The organism is Novosphingobium sp., from assembly GCF_030696665.1.
GTDB lineage: Bacteria > Pseudomonadota > Alphaproteobacteria > Sphingomonadales > Sphingomonadaceae > Novosphingobium.
The window spans coordinates 126,263-153,112 of the sequence record NZ_JAUYRV010000014.1; the positions used below are offsets into that span (position 1 = coordinate 126,263).

Sequence of the window (26,850 nt, forward strand, 5' to 3'; positions counted from 1 at the left end):
TCAGCCGCCCGTGGTAGACATATGGCGCGAAACGGCAGGCGCACCGCCCGGCTTGTCGATCACGAAGCTGTGGCGTTCCTGCTTTTCGCCCATCGCGCGGGCAAAGCATTCAGACAGCGCACCGTCGGGATCTTCAGAGCGCAGCGCCGCGCGCAAATCCACGCGGCCTTCACCGCCAAGGCACATGTATAGCTGGCCCGTGGCGGTCACCCGAACGCGGTTGCAGCCTTCACAGAAGTTGCCAGTCAATGGGGTGATAAAGCCCAGCCGCCCACCGGTTTCGGCGATGTCGACATAGCGCGCCGGCCCACCAGAAGTTGCGTTGCTGGTCGTCAGCGTCCAGCGCTGCTCCAGATCGCGGCGCACGGCATCAAGCGGCAGATAATGGTCAAACCGGTCACCCTCAACCTCGCCCAAGGGCATGACCTCGATCAGCGTCATGTCGTGCCCGGCCGCGTGCGCCCATGCGATCAGCGAAGGCAATTCCGCCTCGTTGATGTCCTTGAGCGCCACGGCATTGATCTTGACCTTCAGCCCGGCAGCCTTCGCCGCTGCAATGCCTTCCAGCACTTGCGGCAGCATGTCCCGGCGCGAAAGCTTGGCAAAGCCTGCGCGATCCAGCGTGTCGAGCGATACGTTGATGCGCTTCACGCCCGCTGCGGCCAGATCATCGGCAAATTCGGAAAGGCGCGTGCCGTTGGTGGTCAGCGTCAACTCGTCCAGCCCATCCCCCAGCTTGCGGCCAAGCGCACGCACCAGCTCGATCATGTCACGCCGCACCAGCGGCTCGCCACCGGTAAGGCGGATTTTGCGCACACCGCGCGCGATGAAATGCAGCGACAGGCGGTGCATTTCCTCCAGCGTCAGGACTTCGGCCTTGGGCAGAAACTCCATGCGCTCGGGCATGCAATAGGCACAGCGCAGATCGCAGCGATCCGTCACCGACAAACGAAGGTACGTGATTCGGCGGGCGAATCTGTCAATCAGGGGCGCAGAAGCGTTCACTTGCCCATATATACGAAGTCTCGCGGGTAAGATTCAAGGCTTGCGCCTGCATCGACGAATAAAGTCTGGCCGGTCACCGAACGCGCCGTTGCCAGATAATGCACGGCATCGGCGATTTCGTCCGCGCCGGGCAGTCGCTGCAAAGGCATCATGCCCTCCAGCCGCCGCCATTGTTCAGCGTCATAATCGGCGGTCGGCAGGATCAGGCCGGGTGCAACACCGTTTACGCGAACCCTGGGAGCCATCGCACGCGACAAGGTGCGGACCGCCGCATGCAACGCCTGTTTGGATATCGTGTAGCTGATCTGGTCCGGCACCGGGTTTATGACGCGCTGATCGAGGATATTGACGACAGAACCTTCACGTTCCCCCAATGCCTCGGCAAAGGCGCGGGTCAACAGCAGCGGCGCAAACACGTTAACGCGGAAATGCTGCTCCAACTCGGCCGACGTGATTGTATCGACCCGATCATCGTGAAACAGCGACGCACAGTTGACCAGAAGGTCGGGTGAACGCCCCGCTGCTGCGGTTACATCTGCCAGTAGTTGCGGCGGATAGGCCGGATCTTCAAGATCGCCGGACAGTGGAGAAACTGCCGCGCCCAGCCATTCCAGTTGGGCCTTGAACTCCCCATCGAATGTCTCGGGACGATGCGCGTGCAATGCCAGATCCCAGCCTGCACTGGCCAGCTTGCGCGCAATCGCCCCGCCAATACGCCGCCAGCCGCCGGTTACCAGCGCAAGCGGGCGCACTGTCAAACCAAGGCCCCGCTCGGCCGTTCGCGCTTCAGGGTGATGCCGATTTCCTCGCCATTCTCGCTGATCGCCAGCTTCACGATCTTCACTTCCACCCACTTGATCCGATCATCCTGCAACATCAGCGTTTCGATGATGTGATCTGCCACGGCTTCGATCAGCTTGAAATGCACCCCCTTGGGCAAACCGTCGGTCGCCGCAAATTTGAGGTCCATGTAGTTCTTGCTGGCGGAAAGCGGGCAATCGGCAGTGTAGCGCGCCTGCTGCTTCAGCCCCACACGCATGGTAATGCGCAACGGCTGCGGCCGACCGGTCTCTTCCGAGTAGATCCCGGTGAGCACAAGCGTTTCGAGATTGGCGACTTCGAGGATCAGGCTGTCGGTCATGGGCAGGATCTTTGGCATCGGCGCGTGGGCGAGTCCATCGCAGCCTTGGGGTTTCAGTTTTTCCAGCGTGCGAAGATCGCGGTGGGGAGCAGGCGACCGCCCTCACCCTGTTCGCGAATCGCCAGATCGCCATGCTCAATGGTGCCGCCCAAGTCCTTCAGCGCCTCGGCCAGAAGCCCCGCGATGGCGAGTGAAGACATGCGCACCGCATAGACCGTGAGGAACAGGAAGCGGCTGTCTGCATCAAGCAACTTCGCGCAATCGGCCACCAGCCCCGGCAGGCTTTCCTCAAGCCGCCAAACCTCGCCATCCGGCCCGCGCCCGAACTTGGGCGGATCGAGGATTATACCGTCGTAGCGCTTGCTCCGCCGCACTTCGCGGGCAGTGAATTTCGCCGCGTCATCCACCATCCAGCGCACCGGGCGCTCGGTCATGCCCGAAAGCTGGGCATTGGACCGGGCCTGCGCGACCGACTTCTTCGAAGCATCGACGTGGGTTACAGGGCCGTACTGCGAAAGCGCCAGCGTGCCGACGCCGGTGTAGCCGAACAGGTTCAGCGTCTGCGCTTCTGCTTTCCCGTCGAGGCGCTCCCCCATCCAGTCCCACACCGGGGCCATGTCGGGGAAGAACCCCAGGTGGCGGAACGGCGTGCAAGAGGCCGTAAAGCGCACATCGTTCCAGCCCAGTTCCCAGCCATCGCGCGGCACGGGGGCATCGAACATCCAGCGCCCGCCGCCGTCCTCATCAGACCCCGGCACGAACTCGGCGTCTGCGCGCCAGTCCGTCAGCCGGGGCGTCCACATCGCCTGCGGCTCCGGGCGGACAAAGCGGTGACGGCCATATTGCTCCAGCTTCCGACCGTGGCCGGAATCGAGCAGCGCGAAGTCCGCCCAGCCCTCGCCCACCATCAGCTTGGGCTGGAGGTCCAGCTCAGCCATGTTTAGGAGTCGCGCGCTCGGCCACGTAGGCAGCAACGGCATCGTACTCGCCCGGCAAGCGGTCGCAGCGCTCTTCGCGTTCGAACAGATCGCCCACGCGCGCAGGCAGGCCGGGACGCAGACCCGTCGCCCGCTCCACCGCATCGACGAACTTGGCCGGATGCGCGGTCGCCAGCGTCACAATCGGCACGCCCGCCGGAATGCCCTGCGCCACGCGCGCGGCGTGAAGGCCAATGGCCGTGTGCGGATCGAGCACTTCGCCGCATTCCTCAAAGGCCCAGCGCATGGCATTGGCCATATCGCCCGCATCGGCGCGCGCAGAACTGAACAGCGCGGCTGCCGATTCGCGCTGCGCATTGGTCAGCTGCATCGCCTTGGTCGCTTCGAAGTGCTTCATCTGCTGGGACAGCGCCGTTCCATCACGCCCGCAGCCGTCGAACAGCAGTCGCTCGAAGTTCGAAGACACCTGAATGTCCATCGAGGGCGCAGCCGTTGCCGTGACAGTGCTCGCCGAATAGTCACCGGTCGACAGCGCACGATGCAGGATGTCGTTGACGTTGGTCGCCACGATCAGCCGCTCGATCGGCAAGCCCATCTTCGCCGCGACATAGCCCGCGAACACGTCACCGAAGTTCCCAGTCGGCACAGCGAACGCCACCTTGCGCTGCGGCGCGCCCAGTTGCAGCGCGGCGTAGAAGTAATAGACCACCTGCGCCATCAGGCGCGCCCAGTTGATCGAATTGACCGCCGCAATACCGAAACGGCCGGTCATCGCCGCATCGTTGAACATGCGCTTCACCATCGCCTGCGCATCGTCAAAGCTGCCATCGATGGCGATGTTGTGGACGTTGGGCGCGATCACTGTCGTCATCTGCCGGCGCTGCACATCGGACACGCGCCCATGCGGGTGGATCATGAAAATGTCGACCTTGGCCCGGCCTGCCACGGCATCGATAGCGGCCGATCCGGTATCGCCCGACGTCGCACCGACGATGGTCAGGTGATCGTCACCTTTCGCCAGAAACTCCTCGAACAGCAGCCCGAGCAGTTGCAACGCTACGTCCTTGAAAGCCAGCGTAGGGCCGTGAAACAGCTCCAGCACCCACTGCGTCTCATCCAATTGCTTCAGCGGAGTGACCCCGGCGTGAGCAAAGCGGCCATAGGCCTGCTCGCACAGCTCCAGAAGCCGTTCCGGCGTCAGGCAAGTGCCCACGAAAGGCTGCATGATCGTCTGCGCCAGCTTGGCATAGGGCAGCCCAGCCATCGCCGCGATCTCGTCGGCGCTGAACTGCGGCCACGTCTCGGGCACATAAAGCCCCCCGTCCGAGGCAAGGCCTGCGAGCGTGACGCCCTGAAAATCGAGCGAGGGTGCCTGCCCCCGTGTGCTGACGTACTTCATGGGTTTGCGCGGTTAGCGACGATGGGCGATTGTGGCAAGGATTCTGGGTGGCTGTGTTCATGCGTCTCGCCCTCGCACCCGCTCAGGGTGAGCGGGGTTGGTCTGGGTCTGCCCGCTCCCGCCACCGCTTGCGCAGCGCCAGCCCATAAATCACCAGCGCCACCAGTGCGAAGAAGAACCACTGCACCGCATAGGCGAGATGGTTGTTGGGCACGTCAGCCGGATCGGGCCGCGCGCTGGCGGCAAAGCCCGCCACAGGCGGATCGGCAATCAACCGAGCGGCACCGTCGGTATAGGGAGCAATCAGCCCGGAAACCCGGCCTCCTGCCCATTGTGGATGATCCGGCCCCTTGGTCCATCCAACCTGCACTGGCGCCATGCGCCCACCATCGATCTGGCAATTGGCAAGGTGAACATATCCAGTCTCATCCGCCGCATTGCGCCCGGCGATGGAATTCCACGGACCGGAGATCGACTGGCAATCCACTTCAGACCGGTGAAACAGCGCCCGTTCGACTGCCGCTGTGTCAGCGCCCGGAAACGCCACAGCCGAGCCGTCTGCCATCGCCACTGCATAACGCGACAGCATCGTCTGCTTCTCATCCATCCGCTGCAATTGCCAAACACCCAGCGCGATCATCGTCGCCACAGCAGCTAACACAACAACGGTCGAAACAATCGGCACGCGGCGCATCAAATCAGGCCTTCCTTATCGAGTCGCGCCATCAGCGCTGCCGCCTTGGCAAAGCGCAATGCCACGGTCACTACCGACGGCACCACCGCACCCCAAAGTGCAATCAACGCCCAGACCGGCAGTTGCACCACCTCGTCCAGCTTCAACGCCGCCAGCACCAGCAGCACCGTTACTGGCAGGACCACCAGATACATCCCCCGGCCGCGTGGCTCGTGCCGTGCAAGCTCAAGCCTGCACGCCCCGCACCGTTCCGCAAACGCGCCCAGTCCAGCCCATGCGCCTTTGGCCCCGCAGCGAGGGCACAAACCGAAAAGGGCAGTCGCGGTAAGCCCGGACTGCCCTTTCGTATCTTGGCTATCGCCGTTCCGCATCAGTGAGTGGGATAGCCCCAGCTTCCCCAAACGTAGATGGCGATGAACAGGAACAGCCACACCACGTCAACGAAGTGCCAGTACCAAGCCGCCGCTTCGAAGCCGAAGTGCTGGCGCGGGGTGAAATGGCCCTTGTAGGTGCGGATCAGGCACACGATCAGGAAGATCGTGCCGATGATCACGTGGAACCCGTGGAAACCGGTTGCCATGTAGAACGACGAACCGAAGGTGTTGGTGCCGAACGCAAACGGCGCAGCGGCATATTCATAGGCCTGAATGGCCGAGAACACTGCGCCAAGCAGGATCGTTGCCCACAGGCCCTTCTTCAGGCCGTCACGGTCACCGTGGATCAGCGCATGGTGCGCCCAGGTGAGCGTGGTGCCCGAGCACAGCAGGATCAGCGTGTTGAGCAGCGGCAGGTCGAACGGGTCCATGACCGCTTCGATTGCCTTTGGCGGCCACTGACCGGCCACGACCTCAGCCAGTTCCGAAGGGAACAGCGAAAAGTCAAAGAATGCCCAGAACCAGCCGACGAAGAACATCACTTCCGAAGCGATGAACAGAATCATGCCGTACCGCTGGTGAAGCTGCACCACCGGGGTGTGGTCACCCGCATGGGCTTCCTTGATAACCTTGCCGAACCACGAGAAGAACGTGATGATCACGCCCAGCAGGCCAAGCGAAAACACCGCAGTGCCGCCTGCCATTTCGTGCATCCAGAAGACGCCGCCAACGGCCATTGTCAGCGCAGACATCGCACCGACGAACGGCCAGATGTCGGGCGGCAGAATGTGATAATCGTGGTTCTTAGCGCCGGCCATGATCGTCGAAATCCCCCAGTCAGGTCTGGTCATCTATGCCATGCCCGGCATCACGCCCGGCACACAGTTCATCTTGGCCTTTATCGCCGGGTTTGCGCCGGGTCCAGAGGCTTTTCCATCGGTTGCGAAACAGGCTTGCGTTGGCGCGCGGCCACGCTCTCGTGTGTTTCGTTGAAGGTATAGCTCAACGTGATCTCTTCGATGTTCTTCGCCGAAGGATCATCAAGAATCGCCGGATCGACATAGTAGATCACCGGCATCGGGATCTGCTGCCCAGGCTGCAGCGTCTGTTCCGTGAAGCAGAAGCACTGGATCTTGTTGAAATACTTGCCTGCCTGCTCGGGCGAAACATTGAAGATCGCCGTGCCTGTCACCGTCTGGTCCGAGAGGTTTCGTGCCTCGTACCGCGCCATCTGACGCTGGCCGACGCGCACGTCCTGTTTGACCTGCATCGGCTTGAATTGCCAAGGCATGTCTCGGGCCACATTTGCATCGAAACGGATCGTTACGGATTTACCCGCAACCTTGACCCCTGCCGCAGCAGCGGCATCGGCGCGTTGCGTGGTGCCGCCATAGCCGGTTACCTGACAGAACAACTGATAAAGAGGGACTGAGGCATACCCAAGCCCAAGCATCGCCAACGCGCCACCAGCGGCAAGCATGCCGACCTTGCGGTTCTTTTGGACATTGGGAACAACGCTCGCGGCCATGTCAGTTCGCTCCGTTCACCTGCGCTGCGATCTTGACGATCGAAATTGCGAAAAACAGCACCGCCAGTGATCCCAGCACCAGCCCGAGCACCTTGTTCCGTCCACGCTGGCGCGCGCGATAAAGGTCGGACTGCTCCTTTGAGAGATGCTCTGGCTGCGGTGTCTGGAATTTATGGGGATCGTTCATCATTGCCAGCCTTGCACCGTGGCGAGCCGGTCAAACGCCAGCATGCCGAAAAGCACGAAAAGATAGAGGATCGAATATCCAAACAGCCGCTTTTCAGGCAGCATTTTGTCATCCGGCCCGGTGTCGCGCAGCCCGACTTTCGCCGAGAGCGCTACGAAGACCAAACCGAGCAGTAGCGCCGAAAGGCCGTAGACCCAGCCAGTTCCGCCAATGAACCAAGGTGCAAGTGTGACCGGCAGCAGCAGGACCGCGTAAATCAGAATCTGCCGCCGCGTAGACTTTTCACCTGCAATCACCGGCATCATCGGAATGCCCACTTTTGCGTAATCAGTCTGCACAAACAGGGCGAGTGCCCAGAAGTGCGGGGGTGTCCACATAAAGATGATCGCGAACAACAGGACCGGCATCAGCGTGATGTCACCCGTCACCGCCACCCAGCCGATCAGCGGCGGAAATGCGCCAGCTCCGCCGCCGATCACGATGTTCTGAGGCGTGCGTGGCTTGAGCCAGACGGTGTAGATCCATGCGTAGTAGAAGATCGAGAACGCGAGGATCCCAGCGGCGAGCCAGTTCACGCCAAGGCCCATCACACCGACGGAACCTGCCGAAAGCGCAATGCCGAAGTCACGCGCCGATGTGGGGTCCATGCGGCCAGATGGCAGCGGCCGCGTCGCCGTGCGCTTCATTCCGGCGTCGAGGTCGGCTTCCCACCACATGTTGAGCGCCGCCGCCCCTCCCGCACCCACGGCAATGCACAGGATCGCAGTAAAGGCAATCACCGGATGAATCGTGGCAGGCGCCGCCAACAGGCCGCACAAGCCGCTGAAAATCACCAGCGTCATCACGCGCGGCTTGGTCAGCGCAAAGAAATCGCGCCACTCAGCTGGCAGGGCGACGGTCGGGGTGGCGGGCGTTGCAGATTTCATGGTTGGCCGGGCCTATACGCGCAGGTGACGTCCAAGGAAAGCGAAACGGGACGAGGTGTTGTCATGACCAAAGGTGCTAGTCCTCGGCCCACGGAAAAGGCCCCCGGATTGCTCCGGAGGCCTTTTCAATTTTCCGTCCTTTGGCCGACAATTGGCTCAGTGTGCGTGAGCCGCGTCGTCGATCACCGGAAGCGTTTCGAACTGGTGGAACGGCGGCGGCGAGGACAGCGTCCACTCCAGCGTCGTCGCACCTTCGCCCCAATAGTTGCCTTCGGCCTTCTTACCGGCAAGGAATGCGTAGGCGATGTTGACGAAGAAGATCACCATTGAGCCTGCCATGACGACGTAGCCGTAAGAAGCGATCTCGTTCCAGTACGAATATGCCACCGCGTAATCAGGATAGCGGCGCGGCATGCCTTGAACGCCCAGGAAATGCATCGGGAAGAAGATCAGGTTCACGCCGATGAAGAAAATCACGAACTGCAGGTGGCTGAGGAACTCGGAATGCATCCGGCCGCTCATCTTCGGGAACCAATAGAAGAACCCTGCGAAGAGCGAAGTCACCGCGCCAAGCGACAGCACGTAGTGGAAGTGAGCAACGACGTAGTAGGTGTCGTGCAGGTTGTCGTCCACGCCGCCATTCGCCAGCACCACGCCGGTGACGCCGCCCACGGTAAACAGGAAGATGAAACCGATCGCCCAGATCATCGGCGACTTGAACTCGATGCTGCCACCCCACATCGTCGCGATCCACGAGAAGATCTTGATGCCGGTCGGCACGGCGATCACCATGGTTGCGGCGGTGAAATACATCTTCGTGTTCACGTCGAGACCGGTGGTGTACATGTGGTGCGCCCACACGATGAACCCGACCACGCCGATGGCGACCATCGCGTAGGCCATGCCGAGGTAGCCGAATACCGGCTTCTTCGAGAAGGTCGAGATGATCTGGCTGATGATGCCGAAGCCCGGCAGAATCATGATGTACACTTCGGGGTGACCGAAGAACCAGAACAGGTGCTGGTAAAGAACGGGATCACCGCCGCCAGCCGGATCGAAGAAGGTCGTGCCGAAGTTGCGATCGGTCAGCAGCATGGTGATGGCAGCAGCCAGAACCGGCAGCGCCAGCAGCAGAAGGAAGGCTGTGACCAGCACCGACCACACGAACAGCGGCATCTTGTGCAGGGTCATCCCCGGCGCGCGCATGTTCAGGATGGTGGTGATGAAGTTGATCGCACCCAGGATCGTACCCGCGCCCGAAAGGTGCAGCGAGAAGATCGCGAAATCGACCGCAGGACCAACCGAACCGGACGTGGAAAGCGGTGCATAGACCGTCCAGCCAGTGCCTGCGCCCTGCCCCGTGCCACCCGGCATGAATGCCGAGAACATCAGCGACAGGAAGCCGACAAAGGTCAGCCAGAACGACACGTTGTTCATGCGCGGGAAGGCCATGTCAGGCGCGCCGATCATGAGCGGAACGAACCAGTTGCCAAAGCCGCCGATGATCGCTGGCATGACCATGAAGAACACCATGATCAGGCCGTGTGCGGTGATCAGCACGTTCCACAGGTGGAGTTGCTGGTCGAAGGTCGGCGTCGCCGTGCCCAGCAGTTCGGCGAAATAGCCGAGATACTGGATGCCCGGGTGCGCCAGTTCGGCACGCATCATGCCGGAAACGGCACCGCCGATGATCCCTGCGAAAATCGCAAAGATCAGATACAGCGTACCGATGTCCTTGTGGTTGGTGGACATGAACCAGCGGGCGAAGAACGCCGGCTTGTGGTCATGATCGTGGTCGTGCGCATGATCATGCGCATCGAAGCCTTCGTTTGCGGGAATGGTGGCCATCTCGGTCAAACCTTGTCGATAATTTCGCGTCAGGCAGCAGGCGCTGTGGAAGCGTCAGCAGCCGGGGCTTCGGCGGGAGCGGCGGCGGGCACCACGGCAGGAGCGGCTGCTTCAGCCGGCCCCACAGTGCCACCCGGCTGGGTCTTCACCCACGCCTCGAATTTGTCGCGCGGCAGAGCTTCAACCGCGATCGGCATGTAGCCGTGGCGCGCGCCGCACAGTTCGGAGCACTGGCCGTAGTAAACGCCCGGCTCCTTGATCATCAGCACCTTCTCGTTGATGCGGCCCGGCACAGCGTCAAGCTTGAACCACAGCGAAGGCACGGCAAACGCGTGGATCACATCGGAGCCGATGGTCTGAATACGGATCGGCTCACCAGCAGGAACGACCATGCGGTTGTCCACGGCCAGCTGCGCCGGTTCACCACGCTTGAGCGCTTCTTCATCGGGCAGCATGTTCGAGATCACTTCGAACCCGCCATTGTCCGGATAGGTGTAACCCCAGTACCACTGATACCCGGTCACCTTGACCGTAACCGCACCCTTGGGCGCGGGGTCATACTGGTGGGCCAGCAGGCGGATCGAAGGCACCGCGATGACCACCAGGATCAGCACAGGCACCAGCGTCCAGACCACTTCGATCAGCGTATTGTGGCTGGTCTTCGAAGCGACCGGATTGGCGCGCTTGTTGAACTTGGCGGCAACCACCACCAGCAGGATCAGCACCAGAACCGAAATGGCGACGATCACCGGCATCAGGATCACGTCATGCATGAACAAGGCTTCTTCGCCAGTGGGCGAATACTGATCCTGAAAGGTCCAGCCCTTGTCGACGGGCATGCCCTTGCCGGGCGTCGGCGCCATCGGCGTGTAGGAGCCGGCATCGACCGGAGCCGTTTGCGCAGCGGCAGTCGAATCGGCTGCCACGGGCGCTACAGCAACAGGTGCCGCAGGCGCAGCAGCCATTGCGGCTGTCCCGAAAGTCAGCGCAAAAGCAACGCCAAGGGTCCGGCCAAATGTCCGGAGAGCTTTGCCCGCTGTGCGGGCGGTATCGGCAAGACTCATCGTCAAAGTTTCCGCTTTTTCCCTGTTTGCGCGCCTGCTGCGCTGCATCAAGGAAGCACTTGCGCGCTTCCTCTAAGTCCCTCGATCGTCCCGGCCTATACGCGCGGTTGCCCCAAGCCTCAAGCCGCACAGCGCATATTTTTCACCCTTACGCCACGGCCATTCGGGCAATGCGGCAGCGCGCTGCTGCAACTTCGTCGAAAAGGGTTGCCCACCGCGCAGGCAAGGGCCATTTGCGGGCCATAGACCGACCTTTGCAGGCAGACACGATGCTCGAAGACGACATCCTTTCCGAATTCCGCGCCAGCCAGGCCTTGCTCGAAGGGCACTTCCTGCTCTCGTCCGGCCGCCACAGCGCCCATTACCTGCAGTGCGCGCGCGTATTGATGGACCCGATGCGCGCCTCGCGCCTTGCTGCGGCCACCGCTCAGAAAATCCCGCGTGAATTGCGCCAGCAGATCCAGAAGGTCATCTCGCCCGCAATGGGCGGCGTGATCATCGGCCACGAAATGGGCCGCGCGCTGGGCGTAGAAGCGATGTTCGTCGAACGCCCCACCGGCACGTTCGAATTGCGTCGTGGTTTTGCGTTGAATCCCGGCGACAAAGTGCTGATGGTAGAAGATGTCGTCACCACCGGCCTGTCCAGCCGCGAAGCGATCAAGGCGATCGAGGCCGCAGGCGGTGAAGTCATCGCTGCCGCCGCACTGGTTGATCGTTCAGCCGGAAGCGTAGATCTCGGCGTGCCGTTCTTCCCGCTGATCGCGCTCAACTTCCCGACATATGCGCCAGATGAACTGCCGCCCGAACTTGCCGCAACCGAAGCGGTAAAGCCCGGCAGTCGGGCAAAGCCGTGACCTCAGTGCTATCGCCGGGACGCCTGCGCTTGGGCGTCAACATCGATCACGTTGCCACGATCCGCAACGCACGCGGCGGGGATCATCCCGATCCGGTGCGCGCGGCGCAGATCGTTGCTGCGGTCGGTGGTGACGGAATCACCGCTCACTTGCGCGAGGACCGCCGCCATATCCGCGATGAAGACCTCGCCCGCATCCAGGCCGCGACCAATCTTCCGCTCAATCTCGAGATGGCCGCAACCGACGAGATGCTGGAAATTGCGCTGCGCCACATGCCGCATGCCGCATGCATCGTGCCCGAACGGCGAGAGGAGCGCACCACCGAAGGCGGTCTGGACGCCGCTGGCCAGCACAACCGACTCGCCCCCATCGTCGCGCGGCTGGCCGATGCCGGCATTCGCGTCAGCCTGTTCATCGCCCCTGAAGCGCGGCAGATCGAGGCCGCGATGCAGCTTCGCGTGCCGGTGGTCGAACTGCACACTGGCGAATATGCCCACGCGACTGGAGAACAGCGCGCCATCGAACTGCGTCGGATTGCCGATATGGCGGCGCTCGCCGCGCGTAACGGCATTGAACCCCACGCAGGCCACGGCCTGACATATGAAAACGTCCAGCCAATCGCCGCCATTCCCCAGCTCGCAGAGCTGAACATCGGCCACTACCTGATCGGTGAGGCGATCTTTACCGGGCTGGAAAGCGCAGTGCGGCGGATGCGCGATCTGATGGACGAAGCGCGGTGAGGCGCGCGCCGTGATCCTCTCCATCGGCTCGGACCTCTGCAATATTGACCGCATCCAGAACTCGCTCGACCGCTTTGGAGAGCGTTTCCTCAACCGCGTGTTCACCGATGTGGAAAAGGCCAAGGCCGCGCGCCGCCCCTATACAATGGCCGGAACACTGGCGAAGCGCTTCGCCGCCAAGGAAGCCTTCTCGAAGGCGGTTGGCACCGGGTTCAAGGCAGGTGTGTTCATGAAGGACATCGGCGTGGTCAATGCCCGCTCCGGCGCGCCCACACTGGCGCTCACCGGCGGCGCGGCCGCACGGCTTGCCGCGATCACGCCAGCCGGATACGAAGCTGCAATCCACCTGACATTGACCGACGATCATCCTTGGGCGCAAGCCTTTGTGGTTATCGAGGCCCGCCCCCTTTCCGGAACGCCAGCCGCTTGACCGACCATCCGTCCGAACACCCGGCATCCGAACAGTTGCCGCCCGAACCGCTCTCCCCACCCCCGCCACCTGAGGGTGGTGTGGATTGGTGGGCTGAAATTCGCGGTCTCGCGCTCATGCTGCTGGCCGTAGTGGTGTTTCACAGCCTGATCGCCAAGCCGTTCTATATCCCATCGATTTCGATGATGCCCAACCTGCTGGTGGGCGACCGCCTGATCGTGTCGAAGTATCCCTACGGCTGGTCGTGGGTGTCGGCTTCGTTCCACGTGCTGCCGCGCGGGGACAAGCGCGTCTTTGCAAACACGCCAGAATATGGCGACATTGTCATCGCCGTGCCGCCGGATCGTGACGAGGATTATATCAAGCGCGTGGTCGCCCTGCCCGGGGATCGTATCACAGTGATCCACGGCCAGATCATCCTCAACGGCAAGCTCGTGCCGCAGCAGGCCGAGCCGCCGGTGCAGATCCCCGCCGACCCGCTGCTCTCGTGCGATGGTGCTCCGTGCTACGACATGTTCGAACGCTACCGCACGCGGCTGGCCAATGGGCGCGAGGTTTATGAACTGCCCGCCTTCCGCGAAACCTTGCCCAATGGCGCAAGCTATCTGGTGATCGACCATACGGACCAGATGCTGGACAATTACCCCGAAACCTTGGTTCCGGCAGGCCACGTCTTCCTGATGGGCGACAATCGCGATCATTCGGCAGACAGCCGCGCGACCGTGGAAGAGCGCGGCCTTGGCGGTCCAGTCCCGCTCGCCAACGTCGGCGGGCGTGCGGAATTCGTCACGTTCTCGCTCGACGGCAGCGAATCGCTCAACCCGCTGACATGGTGGTCCTCCTTGCGCGATGCCCGTGCGTGGACCAGACTGCGGCCTGAAATCCGTCGCCCAGTTGCAATCGGCCAGCCTGCTGCTCCGGCACCGGTGACGGATATGGCACCAGGGGAGCGCTGAACCAGATGCAGGATCAGACCCCGGCCAGAACCGCCGGGCCAACCGACATCAAGGATGACATGGTCCGCCGCGAGGCGAAGAAGGCCACGGTGTGGATCGGCATAGCTTCGCTTTTCGCGCTGGCGGTGATGCTGGCACAGCCGATCATGGTGATCATTGGCGGCATCGTCCTTGCCGCAATGATTGATGGCGGGCAGCGCCTCATCCGCCGATTCGCGCCGTGGATGCCAAGGGGCCTGCGGATCACCGTGGTGCTGGTCGCGGTCTTTGCGTTTCTTGTCTGGCTGGTGATTTTCGCAGGGGGCCAGATTGCGGCGCAGGCAGCGCAATTGCCGACCGTGATCGAAGCCCAGCTCGTCCGCCTTACTGCACTGGCACAGCGTCACGGCATTACCATGCAGGACGTCAACCTGCAGCAGATCGCCTCGCAGGTGCTCGGCAGCGTCGGTCAGGTCACGCGCGCGTTGGGTGGCATTTTCGGCGGCTTCACCACCGGATTCCTCATTTTCATCCTGTCGATCTACTTCGTCCTGGAACCCGATCTTTACCGGCGTGGCGTGGGCTGGATGCTGCCCGAAGACAGCCGCGATCGCTGGGAAGGCACCGCCCAGCGCATGGGCAAGGCGCTGCGCATGCTGCTGTTCGGGCGACTGCTCGGCATGATCGTCGAAGGCGTGGCCACATGGGCGCTGCTGGCATGGTGGGGCGTGCCAATGGCAGCGCTGCTTGGCCTGCTCACCGGATTGCTGGCCTTCCTGCCCAATATCGGCGCGCCGATCTCGGGCCTGCTGATGATCCTCGTCGGTTTTTCCGTCGGCACCGAAACCGGGCTGTTCTGCATTGCCGTCTATGTCACCGTGCAAACGGTCGATGGCAATATCATCGTCCCGATGGTGGCGCGGCGCACCGTTGATCTTGCACCGGCGCTGGTGCTTGGCGCACAGTTGGTGTTCGGGCTGCTGTTCGGTATTCTCGGGCTGATGCTTGCTGATCCGATCGTCGCGATGATCAAGATTGCGCTCGAACGACAGGCAGAAAAGAACGACGCCCACCGCGCCTCTATTTGACCAACCTGACGAGAAACCGATGGCCCGCAAATTCCTCTACATGATCGCCATTCTCGCCGTGCTGGTAATCGCGGCGCTGTTTGCCCTGCGTATCTGGTCAACTGAGTTGAGCCGTTTCGCTTTCGTCCCGCGTTCAGACTATGTCCGGCTCGATCCGCTGCCCGTTGATGCCTACGCCGGGAACAAGATGTGGCTCTCACGTCCCGGCATTGGTGCGGCCGACCCTTCGCAGTGGGCACCGGCAGGTGTGAAGAAGGGAACCGGCCCGGCGGCCGTGTTCTTCATCCACCCAACCAGCTATCTTGCGCGCAAGGCATGGAACGGCCCGCTTGACGATACCGACACAAACCGCCGTGCCAGCTATTTTCTGCACGGCATGGCCACCGCCTTCAACGGGCAAGCGCAGGTCTGGGCACCGCGCTATCGCCAAGCCGCGTTCGGCGCTTTCCTGACCGAAAAAGCCGAAGGGCAGTTGGCGCTCGATTTGGCCTATCTCGATGTGCGGCAGGCGTTTGACAGCTTCGTCGCTGCGATCCCGGCAGATACCCCCATCGTCTTGGGCGGGCACAGCCAGGGCAGCTTGCACCTGATCCATCTGCTCAAGGACCGCGTGGCAGGCACGCCCCTCGCCGCGCGCGTGGTCGCCGCCTATGCGGTAGGCTGGCCGATCTCGGTGGAGCACGATCTGCCCGCAATGGGCCTGCCCGCCTGCACTGGCCCCACCCTTACCGGCTGCGTGATGAGCTGGTCGAGCTTTGCCGAACCCGCTGATTTCGAACTCGTCCTCCAGGCCTACCGCACCCGCCCCGCGCTTGATGGAAAGGCCAAGGACACGCGCCCCGTGCTCTGCACCAATCCGCTGAACGGTGGGTCCGCGCCCGCAGCCCCCGCCAGTGCCAATCTCGGCACGTTGAAGCCCAGCGAAGATCTCAAGAGCGGCGAACTGGTCGTCGGCGCAGTGCCCGCCCGCTGCGATCCGGCCACTGGCATCCTGCTGATCGGCGATCCGCCCGAGCTTGGGCCGCACGTGCTGCCGGGCAACAACTACCACATCTATGACATTCCGCTGTTCTGGGCCAACCTGCGCGCCGATGTGGACCGCCGCGTTGCCACATGGGCCAACGCAAACGGCGGTCAATGATCACCCAGTCCGCCCTTTCGCTGCGCGATCTTTTGCCGGAAGGCGGGGCGCTGATGGGCCTCGATACCGGCACCAAGACCATCGGCATCGCGCTGTGTGATCGCGGATGGCGCTTTGCCACGGCGGGCAAGACACTCCAGCGCGGCAAATTCATGGCCGACAAGGCCAAGCTGGCCGCGCTCATCGCCGAACGGGATGTAAAAGGCCTCGTCATCGGCCTGCCGATCAACATGGACGGGTCTGAAAGCCCCCGCTCGCAGGGTGCGCGCGCCATCGCCCGCAATCTTGAAGACCTTGGCCTGCCGATCCTGCTGTGGGACGAACGCTGGACCACGCAGGCCGCCGAACGCGCGATGATCGAACAGGACTTCAGCCGCGCCAAACGCGCCACCCGCATCGATTCGCATGCTGCCGCGCTGATCCTGCAAGGCGCGATTGATGCGCTGGTCGGAAGTGCATTCTAGACGCCGCGCACCTTAACTGTTCGCTTAAGATGCTTGTCAATCCAGCAAGGCTGCGGCAGGGATAGGCCATGAACAGCACACCGGAAAGCAGCGGAGGGCGTCCCTCGATCCCGCCAGACATGGCGTTCGATCCCTCGCGCTTTGGCAAGTTCATGATGAAGCACGGCCACACCGGCTTTATCGGCATGCACTACCGCGATCACGGCAGCAATTGGGTCGAACTCGGCCTCCCTTGGCGTGAGGATCTGGTTGGCGATCCCGAAACCGGAGTGCTGGCGTCCGGTCCGATCATCAGCCTGCTCGACAATGCCACGTCGATGTCGGTCTGGGCACTGCGCGGCGCCTTCCGCCCGCAAGTAACGCTCGATCTGCGCGTCGATTACGTGCGCGCCGCCACTCCCGGCAAGGCCATCGTCGCATGGGCCGAATGCTACCAGCTCAAGCAGTCGATGGCCTTCGTGCGCGGGATCGCTCACGATGGCGACATTGCCGATCCTGTGGCCCACGCTGCCGGCATCTTCATTCAGGTGGAGGCCGAAGGCTGGGCACGCGCGCCAGAAAGCCCAACATCAAGGCCGTCCCCGACATCAGGAACGGAGGCATGACGCAGCTAACCGATCGTCTACCCCCCTATGCCCGCGCGATGGGCATGCGAATCGAAGGGCTGCTCGATGGCAGCCCGTTGCTGGTCATGGACTTCTCGGATCGCGCGATGGGCCGCCCCGGCTATCTCCACGGCGGTGCCATCGCCGGACTGCTCGAAATCGCCGCGATTATGGCGCTGCATGCCGAACTCGGTGAAGAGGACTCACGCGTCCGCATCAAACCCGTCAACATCTCGGTGGAATACCTGCGCGGCGGTGTCACGGTGGAAACCTTTGCGCGCGGCCAGGTCATCCGCGCAGGCCGCCGCATCGCCAACGTCCGCGCCGAAGCATGGCAGACAGACCGTGACAAACCCCTCGCCAGCTGCTGGATGAACTTCCTGCTCAAACCAAAGGTTTGAGCCGAGGGCTAATCCTCCACCACTTTCATCAACCGGCGCTCCAGCGGCGAAAGCACGCCTGCCAGATCGTGCCCGCGCTTGAGCACTTGCCCCGCCTCGCCAAACAAAGCCCACATGCCCTGTTTGCCACGCAACGCAGGCCGTTTCTCGATCCGCGCCGAAGGCCGCTCAGCCGTGCGCTTGAACGCGGCAAACACCGCCGCATCCTTGCCAAAATCCATCGCATAATCGCGCCAGAACCCGGCGGCGACCATGCGGCCATAGATGTCGAGTATTTTCAGCAGTTCCAGCCGTTCGAACCCGACCTGCTGGGCGGCGCGCACATTCGGAAAGGGCACTACAATGCCGGGCGCACCGACCTCAGGGCCAGTCCCGCTCAGCGGCGCGTCCTCCCGCCAACACTGGTCGGCGTCGGTGCTGGCGTTTCACCGCCACCCTGCGCCGCGATCAATGCCGCAACCTGAGTCTTCAAAGCCGCAACTTCGGCCTCCAGATCGTCAACCCGGCTTCCGCCGTTCGGCTCGCAAGGCTCCTTGCAGGGCGTGCCATAGGGGATGAATTCCTTGAGCCACGTCTCGGCCGGAACCAGCGTGGACCGCGCTTTCAGGCCCACCATCGTCGCGCCTTCGGGCACATCGTCGGTCACCACCGCATTGGCGCCCACGCGCGCGCGCGGCCCCACCGTGATCGGCCCAAGGATCTGCGCGCCCGATCCGATGATGGCATTATCGCTCAACGTCGGGTGGCGCTTGCCGGGAACGCCATTGGCCGGATTGGTCCCGCCCAGCGTAACGCACTGGTAAATCGTCACATTATCGCCAATTTCGGCCGTCTCACCAATCACGGTAAAGCCGTGGTCGATAAACAGGTGCTTGCCGATCTTCGCGCCGGGATGAATGTCGATCGCCGTCAGAAAGCGCGAGAGGTGATTCACCGCGCGCGCCAGGAAGAACAGCCGCGCTTCAAACAGCCAGTGCGCCACGCGGTGGAAACCCACGGCCCACAGCCCCGGGTAAAGCAGGATTTCCCAACGCGATCGCGGCGCAGGATCGCGCGAGCGGATCGAATCCATGTAAGCGATCAGGCCGTTGAACATGCCCCTGATTCTCTCTCTAAAGCAGCGCTAAAGCAAGCGCGGCTGAAATTCTCCTGTCCGCTCAGCCAAAGCATCACGAACCAGCGATATGGTGACGGGTGCTTTACGCTCAAGAGAGAGCCGGTCAAGAGTTTCAATCAGCAACTCGATTTCCGCATGGCTCCGCTCCAGCCGTGGCAGGAGATAGCTCAGCACCTGTTCCCCCAGCACAAGCCCCCGCCGCGCGGAAAGTTCCGCCACCAGCCCGGCAACCAGTTCATCGTCCGGCGGCGCAATTTCAATCAGCAGCGCCGCGCCCAGCCGCGATGCCAGATCGGGCAGCGCCACCTTCCATTCTCCCGGAGCGCGATTCGCCACCAGCAATAGCGGCTTTCCATCGGCCTGCGCGCGGTTCCAGCGATGGAACACCTCGTCTTCGGGCAGCGCATCGGCACCGTCCACCACCTCGCCCGCCCCGCTCTCAGCAAACCAGCGCGCCAGCAGGCTTTTGCCCGAACGCGGCGGCCCGGCCAGAATCGCAGTGCGAAATGGCCAGCTTTCCGCCGCCTGCAAAGCCTCGATCACCGGCACAAGGCTTGGTCCCATGACCACGGTTTCAGAACCGCGCGCCGTCACCAACGGAAGGGCAATCTGCGTCGACATCTGGCCGCTTATACGCTGAATTCAGGGATAAGCGTTACTTGCGGATCGAAAGCGCGCCCGCGCCCACCGTCACGCGCCAGCCCTGTGCCCGCAGCGCGGCTGCCAGCGCATCCATCTCGCCCGAATAGGTCACGCGCATCACCGATGTGCCGCCAATCGCGATTGAGGTCGAAGCAGCGCTCTTGACGCCCGCCACGCTGCGTATCGCAGACATCCCGGCATCAACCGCCGCCGCATCCTCGGTTGCGAACTGGACCGTAAACGTGCTGGTTGCAGCAGCGGTCGGCGTGGCGGTCGCCTCGCCCGGTTCATCCCCCACCGGTTCAGCCTGCATCGTCACCGGGGCCGGTCCCAGCTTCTGCATCGTCTGGTCGATCAGCGCCTGATCGATCTGCGTGACCATGTTCAAGGTCGGATCGGGCTTAAGCACGCCATTTGCCAACGCCTGCGAAAAGATCTTGTCGAGCTGGCCAATCGCCTGCTCCAGCATCTTGGGCACTTCGGCCTCGTTCCTTGCGTTCAGCGTAAAGCTGCCGAGGAACCGGTTGTCCGGGCCATAGCGCGCGGTAAATGTGCCCCGCACTGGCCCACCGGGATACTCGCGCTCCAGCCGCGCAATCGGCATGATTACGTCAGACGCGCCGAATTCGTCCAGAATCATGCGCCACCAGTTGCGGCTGCGCCGGTCCAGTTGCCCAGCCGTCAGCAGCAGCGAATCCGACCCTGCGCCAATCGGGCGGACATAATCAATCGCGCTGTTACCCGTGCGATAATCCGCCCAGGCCTTTTGCCACGGCGTGCGCGTCTCGAACACTGTCGCCACGCCGCCCTGATAGAGCACCGGGATCACAAGCAGCGGCGCAGACCGCGCCCGCGCCCCGGTCATCCCCAGCCGCTCACCCATGCGCGCGCGGTCAAAAATCACGCCCAATGTGGCGATGTAGCGGCGCGGCCCAACCTGCTCACGCTCCACCACCACGGCAGATACCATCGATTCGATGGTGCCATCGTCCAGCCCCGGCGCGGCCCCGCCGCTGCCGTTCGATTCCCACAGCTTTTCCCACGCCTTGCGCTGCGCCTCGCGCCAGCCCTTGGCCCGCGCGTCTTCGGGATTGTCGCCGGTGGCGTTCACCTCGATCCCGCGAATCTCGAAATCGCCGTTGCTGGCAATCGGCGGAATGCCGCGATCCCCTTCGATCTGAGCAACCAGAATCGCCCCGCCCGCTGCCAACAGCACGGCAAGACCAAGGCCCAAGACCTTGCGGTTCTTCACATTTTCCAAAGGCAGGCGCAGGGCGACCAAGACAACTCCGAACTTCGTTGGGCCGCGATACTGGCCGAAAATGTGCCCGGAATTCGAATTCCGGTGTTTGCGGGTCCGCTTTTGCCCAAAGGCAAGTGGAAATCCAAGCAAGAAAGCGCTAGGCGCGCCTCCCATGAGCGAACAGGATAAAAAGCCGCAGAGCTACAGCTACGCCCAGGCCGGCGTGAACATCGCCGCGGGCAACGCGCTGGTAAAGGCCATTGGCCCGCTGGCCAAATCCACCGCCCGCCCCGGCGCGGATGCGGAACTTGGCGGCTTCGGCGGCTTTTTCGATCTGAAGGCAGCTGGCTACAAAGACCCGCTGCTGGTCGCGGGCAACGATGGCGTGGGCACCAAGGTAAAGCTGGCCATCGACCATGACCGGCATGACCAGATCGGCATTGATCTGGTCGCCATGTGCGTCAACGATCTGATCGTGCAGGGTGCCGAACCCCTGTTCTTCCTCGATTATTTCGCCACAGGCCGCCTTGATAACGGCGTGGCGGAGCGCGTTGTCGCGGGCATCGCCGATGGCTGCCGCATCGCCGGTTGCGCCCTCATCGGGGGCGAAACCGCAGAAATGCCGGGCATGTATGCCGATGGCGATTATGACCTCGCTGGCTTCTGCGTCGGCGCGGTGGAACGCGGCGAACAACTGACCGGTGATCGCGTGGCAGCTGGCAACGTCCTGCTCGGCCTCGCCTCCTCGGGCGTCCATTCCAACGGATACTCCCTCGTCCGCCGCCTCGCTGCAGACAAGGGCTGGAAGCTGGATCGCCCCGCGCTGTTCGACAACGAACGCCTGCTGATCGACTATCTGATTGAACCGACTCGCATCTATGTGAAGACCCTGCTGCCCTTCATCCGCTCTGGCCGCATCAATGCGCTCGCCCACATCACCGGCGGCGGCTTGCTCGAAAACGTGCCCCGCGTCCTGCCACAGGGCCTCCACGCGCGCATCGATGCCGATAGCTGGGAACAGAGCCGGTTGATGTCCTTCCTCCAGGCGCAGGGCAATATCGAGCCTGCCGAAATGGCCCGCACTTTCAACTGCGGCATCGGCATGATCCTCGCAGTCGAAGCCGCAGAAGCCGATTCGCTGGCCGCCGACCTCACCGCAGCAGGCGAAACGGTTTATCGCGTTGGTGAAATCGTGACCGGCGAAAAGGGCTGCACCGTTACCGGCAGCGCCGAAACATGGTCCGCGCGCGAGGCATGGGAAGCCGTTCACCTTGGCTGATCGCACCCCCGTCGCCGTCTTCATCTCCGGCAGCGGCACCAACATGGCCGCGCTGCTCTACGCGTCGCGCGCGGCAGACTGCCCCTACGAAATCGTCCTCGTCCTTTCCAACAACCCCGAAGCCTCAGGCCTGAAACTGGCCGAGGCAGAGGGCGTGCCCACCTTCGCCCTGCCCCACAAGGGCATCCCCCGCGCCGAACATGATGCGATGATGGAAGCGGAAGTCCTTTCGGCAGGCGCGCGGTATATCGCGCTGGCGGGCTACATGCGCATCCTCAGCCCAGAATTCGTAGGCCGTTGGGAAGGCCGGATGCTCAACATCCACCCCTCATTGCTGCCCAAATACAAAGGCTTGCACACGCACGACCGCGCGATTGAGGCGGGCGATTCGCACGGCGGCTGCACAGTCCACCTCGTCACCGCCGAACTCGATGACGGCCCGGTCCTCGGTCAGACGCCGGTGGCAATCATCCCCGGCGATACCGGCGACACCCTCGCCGCCCGCGTCCTGTTTGCCGAACACCAGCTCTATTCACGCACCCTCGCCGCCTTCGTCGCGCGCGAATCCAGCGCTGACTGGCTGCTCGAGAAGGTCCGCGCCCTCACCGCTGCCCTTCCGCAAGTGGAGGAGCGCGAAAGCCACGGCGCTGCTGGATGGCGGGTGGGCGGCAAATATTTCGCCTATTTCAACGATCAGCACCACGGCACCCCGCACATCGCACTGCTGGTAAAAACCAGCGGGCAGGACGAACTGACCGCGCTGATCGAACAGGATGAGGACACGTGGTTCCGCCCCGCCTATTACGGTGCAAGTGGTTGGGCAGGCTTGATTCTCAACCGTCCGGACGTCGATTGGGACCACGCCGCAGACTGGCTCCGCCGCAGTTGGGCCGCTGTCGCCCCGCGCCGCCTTTCCGCAATGATGGACTTTTAACGCAGCATGGCGCTCACCACGATCCGCCGCATCTATGCTCATGCCGGACTGCAATCGTTTGTAGAGGCGAGCGGCGGGCTGTTCGTGGTCGGCTTCCTTGTGAAACAAGGGCTTAGCCCCTCCTTCGCGCTGGCGAGTTTCGCGCTCGTGCTGCTCTCCCGCTTCGCCCTGCGCGCCGCCGTCCTGCCCCTCGCCCACCGCTACGGGCTGCGTAGCGTCCTGCTGCTGGGCGTGGTGATCCGCGCCGCCTCGTATATAATGTTGCCTTTTGTCAGTGGCTTGGGGCCGATGCTGATGGCCTATATCCTCGTCACTGGCCTTGGCAGCGTGCTCTACTGGACCGGCTACCACGCCTATGTCTCCGCCGCCGGAGACAATGCCGCGATGGGGCGGCAGGTTTCGATCCAGCAGGCGACGACCGCCACGGTCGGCATCGTTGCCCCCGTCATCGGTGGGGTCTTGTTGTCGTGGGTCGGGCCGCTGGCGGGATTCGCAATTATCGCAGTGTTTCAGATGCTTGCAGGCACTCCCCTGCTCGGCGCGCCTAACCCCACGATCAACCCGGAATCGCGCGCAGACCCGGACATCGTCCGCTTCGGGCGCCGCATCTACTTCGCCGAAGGGCTGCAATCGGGCTGCGCCAACGTCGTGTGGAACCTCGCCCTGTTCGTAACCCTCGGGCAAAGCTTCGAAAATTTCGGCGGTGCGCTGGCACTGGCGGGAGTCGGCGCGGCGGCAGGCAGCCTGCTGATCGGCCGCCTGATCGACGGCGGACGCGCTGCGCACTCATTGACGCTAGCCTATGGCCTCGGCGCAATCGTCATAGGAATCAAAGCCTTGGCGTGGGCAACGCCGCTCCCCGCGCTCGTTGCCACGGCACTCGGCGCGCTCGTCGCGCCGATGCTCGCCACCGCCATGCTCTCCCCGCTCTACGCGATGGCGCAGCGTTCCCAGTGTACGCTGCGGTTCAACATGGCGACCGAGGGCGGGTGGGATCTTGGCTGTTCGACCGCCGCATTGGTCGCCGCCACGATCCTCCACCTGGGGTTCGGCTATACCGTTCCCATCCTCCTCGCACTGGCCGCGATTGGGGCGATCTGGTGGGGTCTTGCGCAGTGGTACAGGCAGGCAACCGCCGCCTAGGTGCAGTTAGGTGCATCTAGGTGCACTTCGGAAAGCATCGTCAGATCTGGCTGGAATCGACCTGCGGGCGGCTTTCGCGCGAGCCGCGATAACGCACCGACGGATCACTGGCATCGCCAGCAATCACCACGAAATCATCATGCACTTCAACCAGTTCGCCTGCGAAGGGCATGTCTTCGAACATCGGATTGCCGGTCACGCGATAGCTGACGACATCGCCCACCTTGAACGTGGCCGCATCGAAATTGAACGCAAAGGGGCAATCGTCCCCGCCGCCTGCCTGACCCATTCCTTGCATCCGAATCTCCCTTGCCCCCAGCCATAACAAAAAGGGCCGCCGGAGTGAACCGGCGGCCCGTAGGAGTTCCCCAAGACGGGGTGGATCAGAAATCGTAGCCCAGCGTAATGCCATACGTGCGCGGCGGCATCAGCGTGCCACCGATGGCACGGCTGGTGGAAACCGCGAAGCTGCCCGCATAGACCAGTTCGTTGGTGATGTTGCGGACCCATGCATTGGCCGAGAAGTGGCCGTCCGAGTGCTTGTAGCGGATGTTGGCATCGAGCTGGATGTAGCCATCCTGCGCCATGCGATCATCGTTGAATTCAGTGTGGAACTGCTTGGAGCGGTAGGAGAAGTTGCTGCCGAACTGCACTTCGCCGCCGTTGTTCATGCCCACGCTGTAGGTCGGGTTGAGGTTGAGGCTCCACTTGGGGCTCATGCGCGTGGCATTGCCCGACAAGTCCTTGATCAGCTGCGATTCCACGGCACCGGGCGCAAACAGGCGCGGATCGAGCGGATCGGAAGCAGAGAACTTGGTGAATTCCGAATGCAGGTATCCGACCGATGCATTGACGGTGAATTCACGCGACGGACGCCACAGCACGTCAAATTCGGCACCATAGGCTTCCGAAACGGCCGCGTTGGTCAGCGTGCTGGTGAAGAACGGCGGCGTGGGGATCGCGCGGGTCAGCGAGAACTGACCATTCTTCAGGCGCTGGAAGAACACCGCGAGGTTCGCGCTGAGCGCACCTGCGGAATACTTGCTGCCCACTTCGAAGGCTTCGACCTTTTCCGGATCGACGAACGGCGAGGCTTGCGTGGCCGAAAGCTTGCGGGTGGAGCCGATTTCAGCGGTGCCGCTCTTGAAGCCGCGCGACCAGTTGCCGTAGAGCATCAGATCGTCGTTCGGGCGGAATTCAAAGCCGAGTGAGGGCGAGAAATCGTCCCACGACTTGGTTGCATCCCACTGAAGCGGATCGAGAACCAGACGGTTTAGCGCAGCCGAACCGAGGCCCGCCTGATTGCGCAGGCGACGCTCTTCCCAGCTGTAGCGCGCGCCAGCCTTGACCGAGAACTTATCGGACAGGTCATAGGTCATGTTGGCGAAGGCGGCCCAGGTCTTCACATCCAAGCGGCCATCGAACTGCACGCGGAACGGATCGGTGTTGGTCAGCACATCAAGGCCGATGTGGTTTTCCACCTCGATCTGTTCGTCCAGATAGAACAGGCCGAACACGCCGTGGAACTTGTCGGTATCGACGTTCGCCTGCAATTCCTGGCTGAACTGGTGCTGGAACACCGGCTGCCAGTGATTGGCGCTGCTGCGCAGGGCATTGGTCTGCGCCAGCGGATAGCCGAGGTAGGTCGACATATCGAAATCGTGGAAGAAGATCGCGTCGAAGCTGCGATAGCTGGTCAGCGACTTGAGCGTGATTGCATCGCTGGCGTCCACGGTGATCGCACCGGTCAGCGCCCACTGTTCACGATCATTGATCGGATCAAAGTTCGTGGCGATGTTGCGCGGATTGGTGGCGAAGCGGGCTTGTGAACCGTCCGCATTCAGGCGCTGGCCCAGCGCGCTGAGACCGTCGTTGGCAGCAACAGTGTCGTTCAGAACGCCGGGGAACGACACTTCGCGGAACTTGATGGCCAGCGAGCGATCGTCTTCACGGTGATATTCGCCGGTCAGCAGGATGTTCACCGAATCCGAAGGCAGGAATTCAAGGTGCGCACGGCCCGACCACTGGTTCAGGTTGTCGATCTCGTTGCCGGTGAATTCGTTGACGCCGAAGCCATCGCGCTTGATGCGCTGCACGGCCAGACGGCCACGCACGCCTTCGGCAATCGGGCCGCCGATGGCAGCATCGGTCTGGATCAGCAGGGCATCGCCACCAAGCGTCTGGCGGACATAGCCTTCGAGCGTATCGCTGGGCTTGGCGGTGATGAGGTTGACTGCGCCGCCGGTGGCATTGCGGCCATAAAGCGTGCCCTGCGGGCCGCGCAGCACTTCAACGCGTTCAAGATCGAACATCGAGCCAAGCTGGGCCTGAGCGAGGCTGACCACGACGCCATCGACATGAAGCGCGACCGAAGGATCGACGCCGGGCAGCGAGCTGGAGAGGCCGATGCCGCGAATGAACAGCTTGGCAAAGTTGAAATCGTTGCCGAAGCTGATCGACGGGACCAGTGCCTGAAGGCCTTCAAGCGTGACGGTGTTGTTGGCAGCCAGCGCTTCTGTGCCGACGGCGGAAACCGAAAGCGAAACGTCCGAAAGCGACTGCGCACGCTTTTGCGCGGTCACGATGATTTCGGTGCCGACGCCTTCGTCAGCGGCCTGCTGAGCGGCGTCCTGCGCGAAGGCGGGCTGGGCAATGGCGAAAGCGGCGGCAGCAACAATGCTGGTGCGCGCAAGCAAGCGCGCGGAAGCGCGGTGAGTAAGCATCAGGTAT

General features: G+C 62.8%; 31 protein-coding genes. 12 read left to right on the forward strand and 19 right to left on the reverse strand.

Translation table 11 applies throughout. The annotated features are described in order from the left end of the window. From moaA to coxB, 13 genes are all read right to left on the reverse strand, one after another. The gene (gene moaA, locus Q8R81_RS03540) at nucleotides 1-1,005 is read right to left on the reverse strand and encodes a GTP 3',8-cyclase MoaA (RefSeq protein WP_305616063.1); all 1,005 of its coding nucleotides are present in this window, start codon (nucleotides 1,003-1,005) and stop codon (nucleotides 1-3) included. Further along, nucleotides 1,002-1,757, reverse strand: coding sequence for an SDR family oxidoreductase (locus tag Q8R81_RS03545; RefSeq protein WP_305616064.1), 756 nt, complete (start codon nucleotides 1,755-1,757; stop codon nucleotides 1,002-1,004). Before Q8R81_RS03545 ends, moaA begins: the two co-directional genes overlap by 4 nt. Before the next feature lie 2 nt (nucleotides 1,758-1,759). Then, nucleotides 1,760-2,146 carry a dihydroneopterin aldolase gene (locus tag Q8R81_RS03550; protein WP_305616100.1) on the reverse strand — a complete coding sequence of 129 codons (387 nt, stop codon included), beginning with the start codon at nucleotides 2,144-2,146 and terminating at the stop codon, nucleotides 1,760-1,762. A gap of 53 nt (nucleotides 2,147-2,199) precedes the next feature. After that, nucleotides 2,200-3,084, reverse strand: a complete 885-nt coding sequence (locus Q8R81_RS03555) for a class I SAM-dependent methyltransferase (RefSeq protein ID WP_305616065.1) — start codon at nucleotides 3,082-3,084, stop codon at nucleotides 2,200-2,202. Beyond that, nucleotides 3,077-4,483 (reverse strand): threonine synthase, encoded by a 1,407-nt coding sequence (gene thrC / locus Q8R81_RS03560; RefSeq protein ID WP_305616066.1) that lies wholly within the window; start codon nucleotides 4,481-4,483, stop codon nucleotides 3,077-3,079. Before thrC ends, Q8R81_RS03555 begins: the two co-directional genes overlap by 8 nt. 82 nt (nucleotides 4,484-4,565) lie before the next feature. Next, nucleotides 4,566-5,177 carry an SURF1 family protein gene (locus tag Q8R81_RS03565; protein WP_305616101.1) on the reverse strand — a complete coding sequence of 204 codons (612 nt, stop codon included), beginning with the start codon at nucleotides 5,175-5,177 and terminating at the stop codon, nucleotides 4,566-4,568. Beyond that, nucleotides 5,177-5,548 (reverse strand): DUF983 domain-containing protein, encoded by a 372-nt coding sequence (locus tag Q8R81_RS03570; RefSeq protein ID WP_305616067.1) that lies wholly within the window; start codon nucleotides 5,546-5,548, stop codon nucleotides 5,177-5,179. The genes Q8R81_RS03565 and Q8R81_RS03570 overlap by 1 nt, the downstream gene beginning before the upstream one ends. Further along, nucleotides 5,548-6,369: a cytochrome c oxidase subunit 3 gene (locus Q8R81_RS03575; RefSeq protein WP_305616102.1), complete on the reverse strand. Its 822-nt coding sequence runs from the start codon at nucleotides 6,367-6,369 to the stop codon at nucleotides 5,548-5,550. The genes Q8R81_RS03570 and Q8R81_RS03575 overlap by 1 nt, the downstream gene beginning before the upstream one ends. 80 nt (nucleotides 6,370-6,449) lie before the next feature. Continuing rightward, nucleotides 6,450-7,079 carry a cytochrome c oxidase assembly protein gene (locus tag Q8R81_RS03580; RefSeq protein WP_305616068.1) on the reverse strand — a complete coding sequence of 210 codons (630 nt, stop codon included), beginning with the start codon at nucleotides 7,077-7,079 and terminating at the stop codon, nucleotides 6,450-6,452. A gap of 1 nt (nucleotide 7,080) precedes the next feature. Continuing rightward, nucleotides 7,081-7,266, reverse strand: a complete 186-nt coding sequence (locus Q8R81_RS03585; RefSeq protein ID WP_305616069.1) for a hypothetical protein — start codon at nucleotides 7,264-7,266, stop codon at nucleotides 7,081-7,083. Further along, nucleotides 7,266-8,192, reverse strand: a complete 927-nt coding sequence (locus Q8R81_RS03590) for a heme o synthase (protein WP_305616070.1) — start codon at nucleotides 8,190-8,192, stop codon at nucleotides 7,266-7,268. Before Q8R81_RS03590 ends, Q8R81_RS03585 begins: the two co-directional genes overlap by 1 nt. Before the next feature lie 156 nt (nucleotides 8,193-8,348). Next, nucleotides 8,349-10,040, reverse strand: coding sequence for a cytochrome c oxidase subunit I (ctaD, locus tag Q8R81_RS03595; RefSeq protein WP_305616071.1), 1,692 nt, complete (start codon nucleotides 10,038-10,040; stop codon nucleotides 8,349-8,351). A gap of 29 nt (nucleotides 10,041-10,069) precedes the next feature. Further along, nucleotides 10,070-11,104 carry a cytochrome c oxidase subunit II gene (coxB, locus tag Q8R81_RS03600; RefSeq protein ID WP_305616072.1) on the reverse strand — a complete coding sequence of 345 codons (1,035 nt, stop codon included), beginning with the start codon at nucleotides 11,102-11,104 and terminating at the stop codon, nucleotides 10,070-10,072. A gap of 269 nt (nucleotides 11,105-11,373) precedes the next feature. Between coxB and pyrE the strand changes: the two genes are divergently transcribed. From pyrE to Q8R81_RS03645, 9 genes are all read left to right on the forward strand, one after another. Continuing rightward, nucleotides 11,374-11,958: an orotate phosphoribosyltransferase gene (gene pyrE, locus Q8R81_RS03605; protein ID WP_305616073.1), complete on the forward strand. Its 585-nt coding sequence runs from the start codon at nucleotides 11,374-11,376 to the stop codon at nucleotides 11,956-11,958. Further along, entirely contained in the window at nucleotides 11,955-12,698 is a 744-nt protein-coding gene (locus Q8R81_RS03610) for a pyridoxine 5'-phosphate synthase (RefSeq protein ID WP_305616074.1), read from the forward strand. Before pyrE ends, Q8R81_RS03610 begins: the two co-directional genes overlap by 4 nt. A 10-nt stretch (nucleotides 12,699-12,708) precedes the next feature. Then, nucleotides 12,709-13,128, forward strand: a complete 420-nt coding sequence (gene acpS, locus Q8R81_RS03615) for a holo-ACP synthase (protein WP_305616075.1) — start codon at nucleotides 12,709-12,711, stop codon at nucleotides 13,126-13,128. Next, nucleotides 13,125-14,084, forward strand: coding sequence for a signal peptidase I (gene lepB, locus Q8R81_RS03620; RefSeq protein WP_371135302.1), 960 nt, complete (start codon nucleotides 13,125-13,127; stop codon nucleotides 14,082-14,084). The genes acpS and lepB overlap by 4 nt, the downstream gene beginning before the upstream one ends. 5 nt (nucleotides 14,085-14,089) lie before the next feature. Then, a complete protein-coding gene (locus tag Q8R81_RS03625) occupies nucleotides 14,090-15,151 on the forward strand; it encodes an AI-2E family transporter (RefSeq protein WP_305616076.1) in 1,062 nt (353 codons plus the stop codon). Between the two features lie 19 nt (nucleotides 15,152-15,170). Further along, a complete protein-coding gene (locus Q8R81_RS03630) occupies nucleotides 15,171-16,292 on the forward strand; it encodes a DUF3089 domain-containing protein (RefSeq protein ID WP_305616077.1) in 1,122 nt (373 codons plus the stop codon). Then, the gene (gene ruvX, locus Q8R81_RS03635) at nucleotides 16,289-16,756 is read left to right on the forward strand and encodes a Holliday junction resolvase RuvX (RefSeq protein ID WP_305616078.1); all 468 of its coding nucleotides are present in this window, start codon (nucleotides 16,289-16,291) and stop codon (nucleotides 16,754-16,756) included. The genes Q8R81_RS03630 and ruvX overlap by 4 nt, the downstream gene beginning before the upstream one ends. 68 nt (nucleotides 16,757-16,824) lie before the next feature. Further along, nucleotides 16,825-17,361, forward strand: a complete 537-nt coding sequence (locus tag Q8R81_RS03640; RefSeq protein ID WP_305616079.1) for a PaaI family thioesterase — start codon at nucleotides 16,825-16,827, stop codon at nucleotides 17,359-17,361. After that, nucleotides 17,358-17,762: a PaaI family thioesterase gene (locus tag Q8R81_RS03645; RefSeq protein ID WP_305616080.1), complete on the forward strand. Its 405-nt coding sequence runs from the start codon at nucleotides 17,358-17,360 to the stop codon at nucleotides 17,760-17,762. The genes Q8R81_RS03640 and Q8R81_RS03645 overlap by 4 nt, the downstream gene beginning before the upstream one ends. An 8-nt stretch (nucleotides 17,763-17,770) precedes the next feature. On the opposite strand, the gene Q8R81_RS03650 is transcribed toward Q8R81_RS03645, so the two are convergent. From Q8R81_RS03650 to Q8R81_RS03665, 4 genes are read right to left on the reverse strand one after another with little or no spacing between them, the layout of a single operon-like run. Next, the gene (locus Q8R81_RS03650) at nucleotides 17,771-18,106 is read right to left on the reverse strand and encodes a DUF2794 domain-containing protein (protein WP_305616104.1); all 336 of its coding nucleotides are present in this window, start codon (nucleotides 18,104-18,106) and stop codon (nucleotides 17,771-17,773) included. A 32-nt stretch (nucleotides 18,107-18,138) separates the two neighbouring features. Further along, nucleotides 18,139-18,858: a serine O-acetyltransferase EpsC gene (gene epsC, locus Q8R81_RS03655; RefSeq protein ID WP_305616081.1), complete on the reverse strand. Its 720-nt coding sequence runs from the start codon at nucleotides 18,856-18,858 to the stop codon at nucleotides 18,139-18,141. A 27-nt stretch (nucleotides 18,859-18,885) separates the two neighbouring features. After that, nucleotides 18,886-19,500: a DnaA ATPase domain-containing protein gene (locus tag Q8R81_RS03660; protein WP_305616082.1), complete on the reverse strand. Its 615-nt coding sequence runs from the start codon at nucleotides 19,498-19,500 to the stop codon at nucleotides 18,886-18,888. 34 nt (nucleotides 19,501-19,534) lie between these two features. Then, nucleotides 19,535-20,803, reverse strand: coding sequence for a heavy-metal-associated domain-containing protein (locus tag Q8R81_RS03665; protein ID WP_305616083.1), 1,269 nt, complete (start codon nucleotides 20,801-20,803; stop codon nucleotides 19,535-19,537). Between the two features lie 133 nt (nucleotides 20,804-20,936). Here Q8R81_RS03665 and purM point away from each other — a divergent pair, with 133 nt between their 5' ends. Genes purM through Q8R81_RS03680 form a run of 3 tightly spaced genes read left to right on the forward strand, consistent with a single transcriptional unit; the run spans nucleotide 20,937 to nucleotide 24,120 of the window. After that, entirely contained in the window at nucleotides 20,937-22,043 is a 1,107-nt protein-coding gene (purM, locus tag Q8R81_RS03670; RefSeq protein WP_305616084.1) for a phosphoribosylformylglycinamidine cyclo-ligase, read from the forward strand. Next, complete coding sequence (purN, locus tag Q8R81_RS03675; RefSeq protein ID WP_305616085.1) at nucleotides 22,036-22,977, forward strand: phosphoribosylglycinamide formyltransferase; 942 nt, start codon at nucleotides 22,036-22,038, stop codon at nucleotides 22,975-22,977. The genes purM and purN overlap by 8 nt, the downstream gene beginning before the upstream one ends. A gap of 6 nt (nucleotides 22,978-22,983) precedes the next feature. Continuing rightward, a complete protein-coding gene (locus tag Q8R81_RS03680; RefSeq protein WP_305616086.1) occupies nucleotides 22,984-24,120 on the forward strand; it encodes an MFS transporter in 1,137 nt (378 codons plus the stop codon). 40 nt (nucleotides 24,121-24,160) lie between these two features. Here the strand turns inward: Q8R81_RS03680 and Q8R81_RS03685 are convergent, their stop codons facing one another. Beyond that, entirely contained in the window at nucleotides 24,161-24,418 is a 258-nt protein-coding gene (locus tag Q8R81_RS03685; protein ID WP_305616087.1) for a hypothetical protein, read from the reverse strand. Between the two features lie 85 nt (nucleotides 24,419-24,503). After that, the gene (locus Q8R81_RS03690; protein WP_305616088.1) at nucleotides 24,504-26,843 is read right to left on the reverse strand and encodes a TonB-dependent receptor; all 2,340 of its coding nucleotides are present in this window, start codon (nucleotides 26,841-26,843) and stop codon (nucleotides 24,504-24,506) included. Nucleotides 26,844-26,850 lie beyond the last annotated feature (7 nt).

Excerpts from the sequence above, each read along its gene's own strand:
- Q8R81_RS03570 (WP_305616067.1), bottom strand. The coding sequence starts at position 5,548 with ATGCGGAACGGCGATAGCCAAGATACGAAAGGGCAGTCCGGGCTTACC.
- Q8R81_RS03580 (WP_305616068.1), bottom strand. The coding sequence starts at position 7,079 with ATGGCCGCGAGCGTTGTTCCCAATGTCCAAAAGAACCGCAAGGTCGGC.
- Q8R81_RS03550 (WP_305616100.1), bottom strand. The coding sequence starts at position 2,146 with ATGACCGACAGCCTGATCCTCGAAGTCGCCAATCTCGAAACGCTTGTG.
- Q8R81_RS03585 (WP_305616069.1), bottom strand. The coding sequence starts at position 7,266 with ATGAACGATCCCCATAAATTCCAGACACCGCAGCCAGAGCATCTCTCA.
- Q8R81_RS03645 (WP_305616080.1), top strand. The coding sequence starts at position 17,358 with ATGACGCAGCTAACCGATCGTCTACCCCCCTATGCCCGCGCGATGGGC.
- ruvX (WP_305616078.1), top strand. The coding sequence starts at position 16,289 with ATGATCACCCAGTCCGCCCTTTCGCTGCGCGATCTTTTGCCGGAAGGC.
- Q8R81_RS03565 (WP_305616101.1), bottom strand. The coding sequence starts at position 5,177 with ATGCGCCGCGTGCCGATTGTTTCGACCGTTGTTGTGTTAGCTGCTGTG.
- Q8R81_RS03575 (WP_305616102.1), bottom strand. The coding sequence starts at position 6,369 with ATGGCCGGCGCTAAGAACCACGATTATCACATTCTGCCGCCCGACATC.
- Q8R81_RS03690 (WP_305616088.1), bottom strand. The coding sequence starts at position 26,843 with ATGCTTACTCACCGCGCTTCCGCGCGCTTGCTTGCGCGCACCAGCATT.
- Q8R81_RS03625 (WP_305616076.1), top strand. The coding sequence starts at position 14,090 with ATGCAGGATCAGACCCCGGCCAGAACCGCCGGGCCAACCGACATCAAG.
- Q8R81_RS03555 (WP_305616065.1), bottom strand. The coding sequence starts at position 3,084 with ATGGCTGAGCTGGACCTCCAGCCCAAGCTGATGGTGGGCGAGGGCTGG.
- epsC (WP_305616081.1), bottom strand. The coding sequence starts at position 18,858 with ATGTTCAACGGCCTGATCGCTTACATGGATTCGATCCGCTCGCGCGAT.
- Q8R81_RS03640 (WP_305616079.1), top strand. The coding sequence starts at position 16,825 with ATGAACAGCACACCGGAAAGCAGCGGAGGGCGTCCCTCGATCCCGCCA.
- Q8R81_RS03590 (WP_305616070.1), bottom strand. The coding sequence starts at position 8,192 with ATGAAATCTGCAACGCCCGCCACCCCGACCGTCGCCCTGCCAGCTGAG.
- Q8R81_RS03660 (WP_305616082.1), bottom strand. The coding sequence starts at position 19,500 with ATGTCGACGCAGATTGCCCTTCCGTTGGTGACGGCGCGCGGTTCTGAA.
- thrC (WP_305616066.1), bottom strand. The coding sequence starts at position 4,483 with ATGAAGTACGTCAGCACACGGGGGCAGGCACCCTCGCTCGATTTTCAG.
- Q8R81_RS03685 (WP_305616087.1), bottom strand. The coding sequence starts at position 24,418 with ATGCAAGGAATGGGTCAGGCAGGCGGCGGGGACGATTGCCCCTTTGCG.
- ctaD (WP_305616071.1), bottom strand. The coding sequence starts at position 10,040 with ATGGCCACCATTCCCGCAAACGAAGGCTTCGATGCGCATGATCATGCG.
- Q8R81_RS03630 (WP_305616077.1), top strand. The coding sequence starts at position 15,171 with ATGGCCCGCAAATTCCTCTACATGATCGCCATTCTCGCCGTGCTGGTA.
- coxB (WP_305616072.1), bottom strand. The coding sequence starts at position 11,104 with ATGAGTCTTGCCGATACCGCCCGCACAGCGGGCAAAGCTCTCCGGACA.
- Q8R81_RS03680 (WP_305616086.1), top strand. The coding sequence starts at position 22,984 with ATGGCGCTCACCACGATCCGCCGCATCTATGCTCATGCCGGACTGCAA.
- purM (WP_305616084.1), top strand. The coding sequence starts at position 20,937 with ATGAGCGAACAGGATAAAAAGCCGCAGAGCTACAGCTACGCCCAGGCC.
- pyrE (WP_305616073.1), top strand. The coding sequence starts at position 11,374 with ATGCTCGAAGACGACATCCTTTCCGAATTCCGCGCCAGCCAGGCCTTG.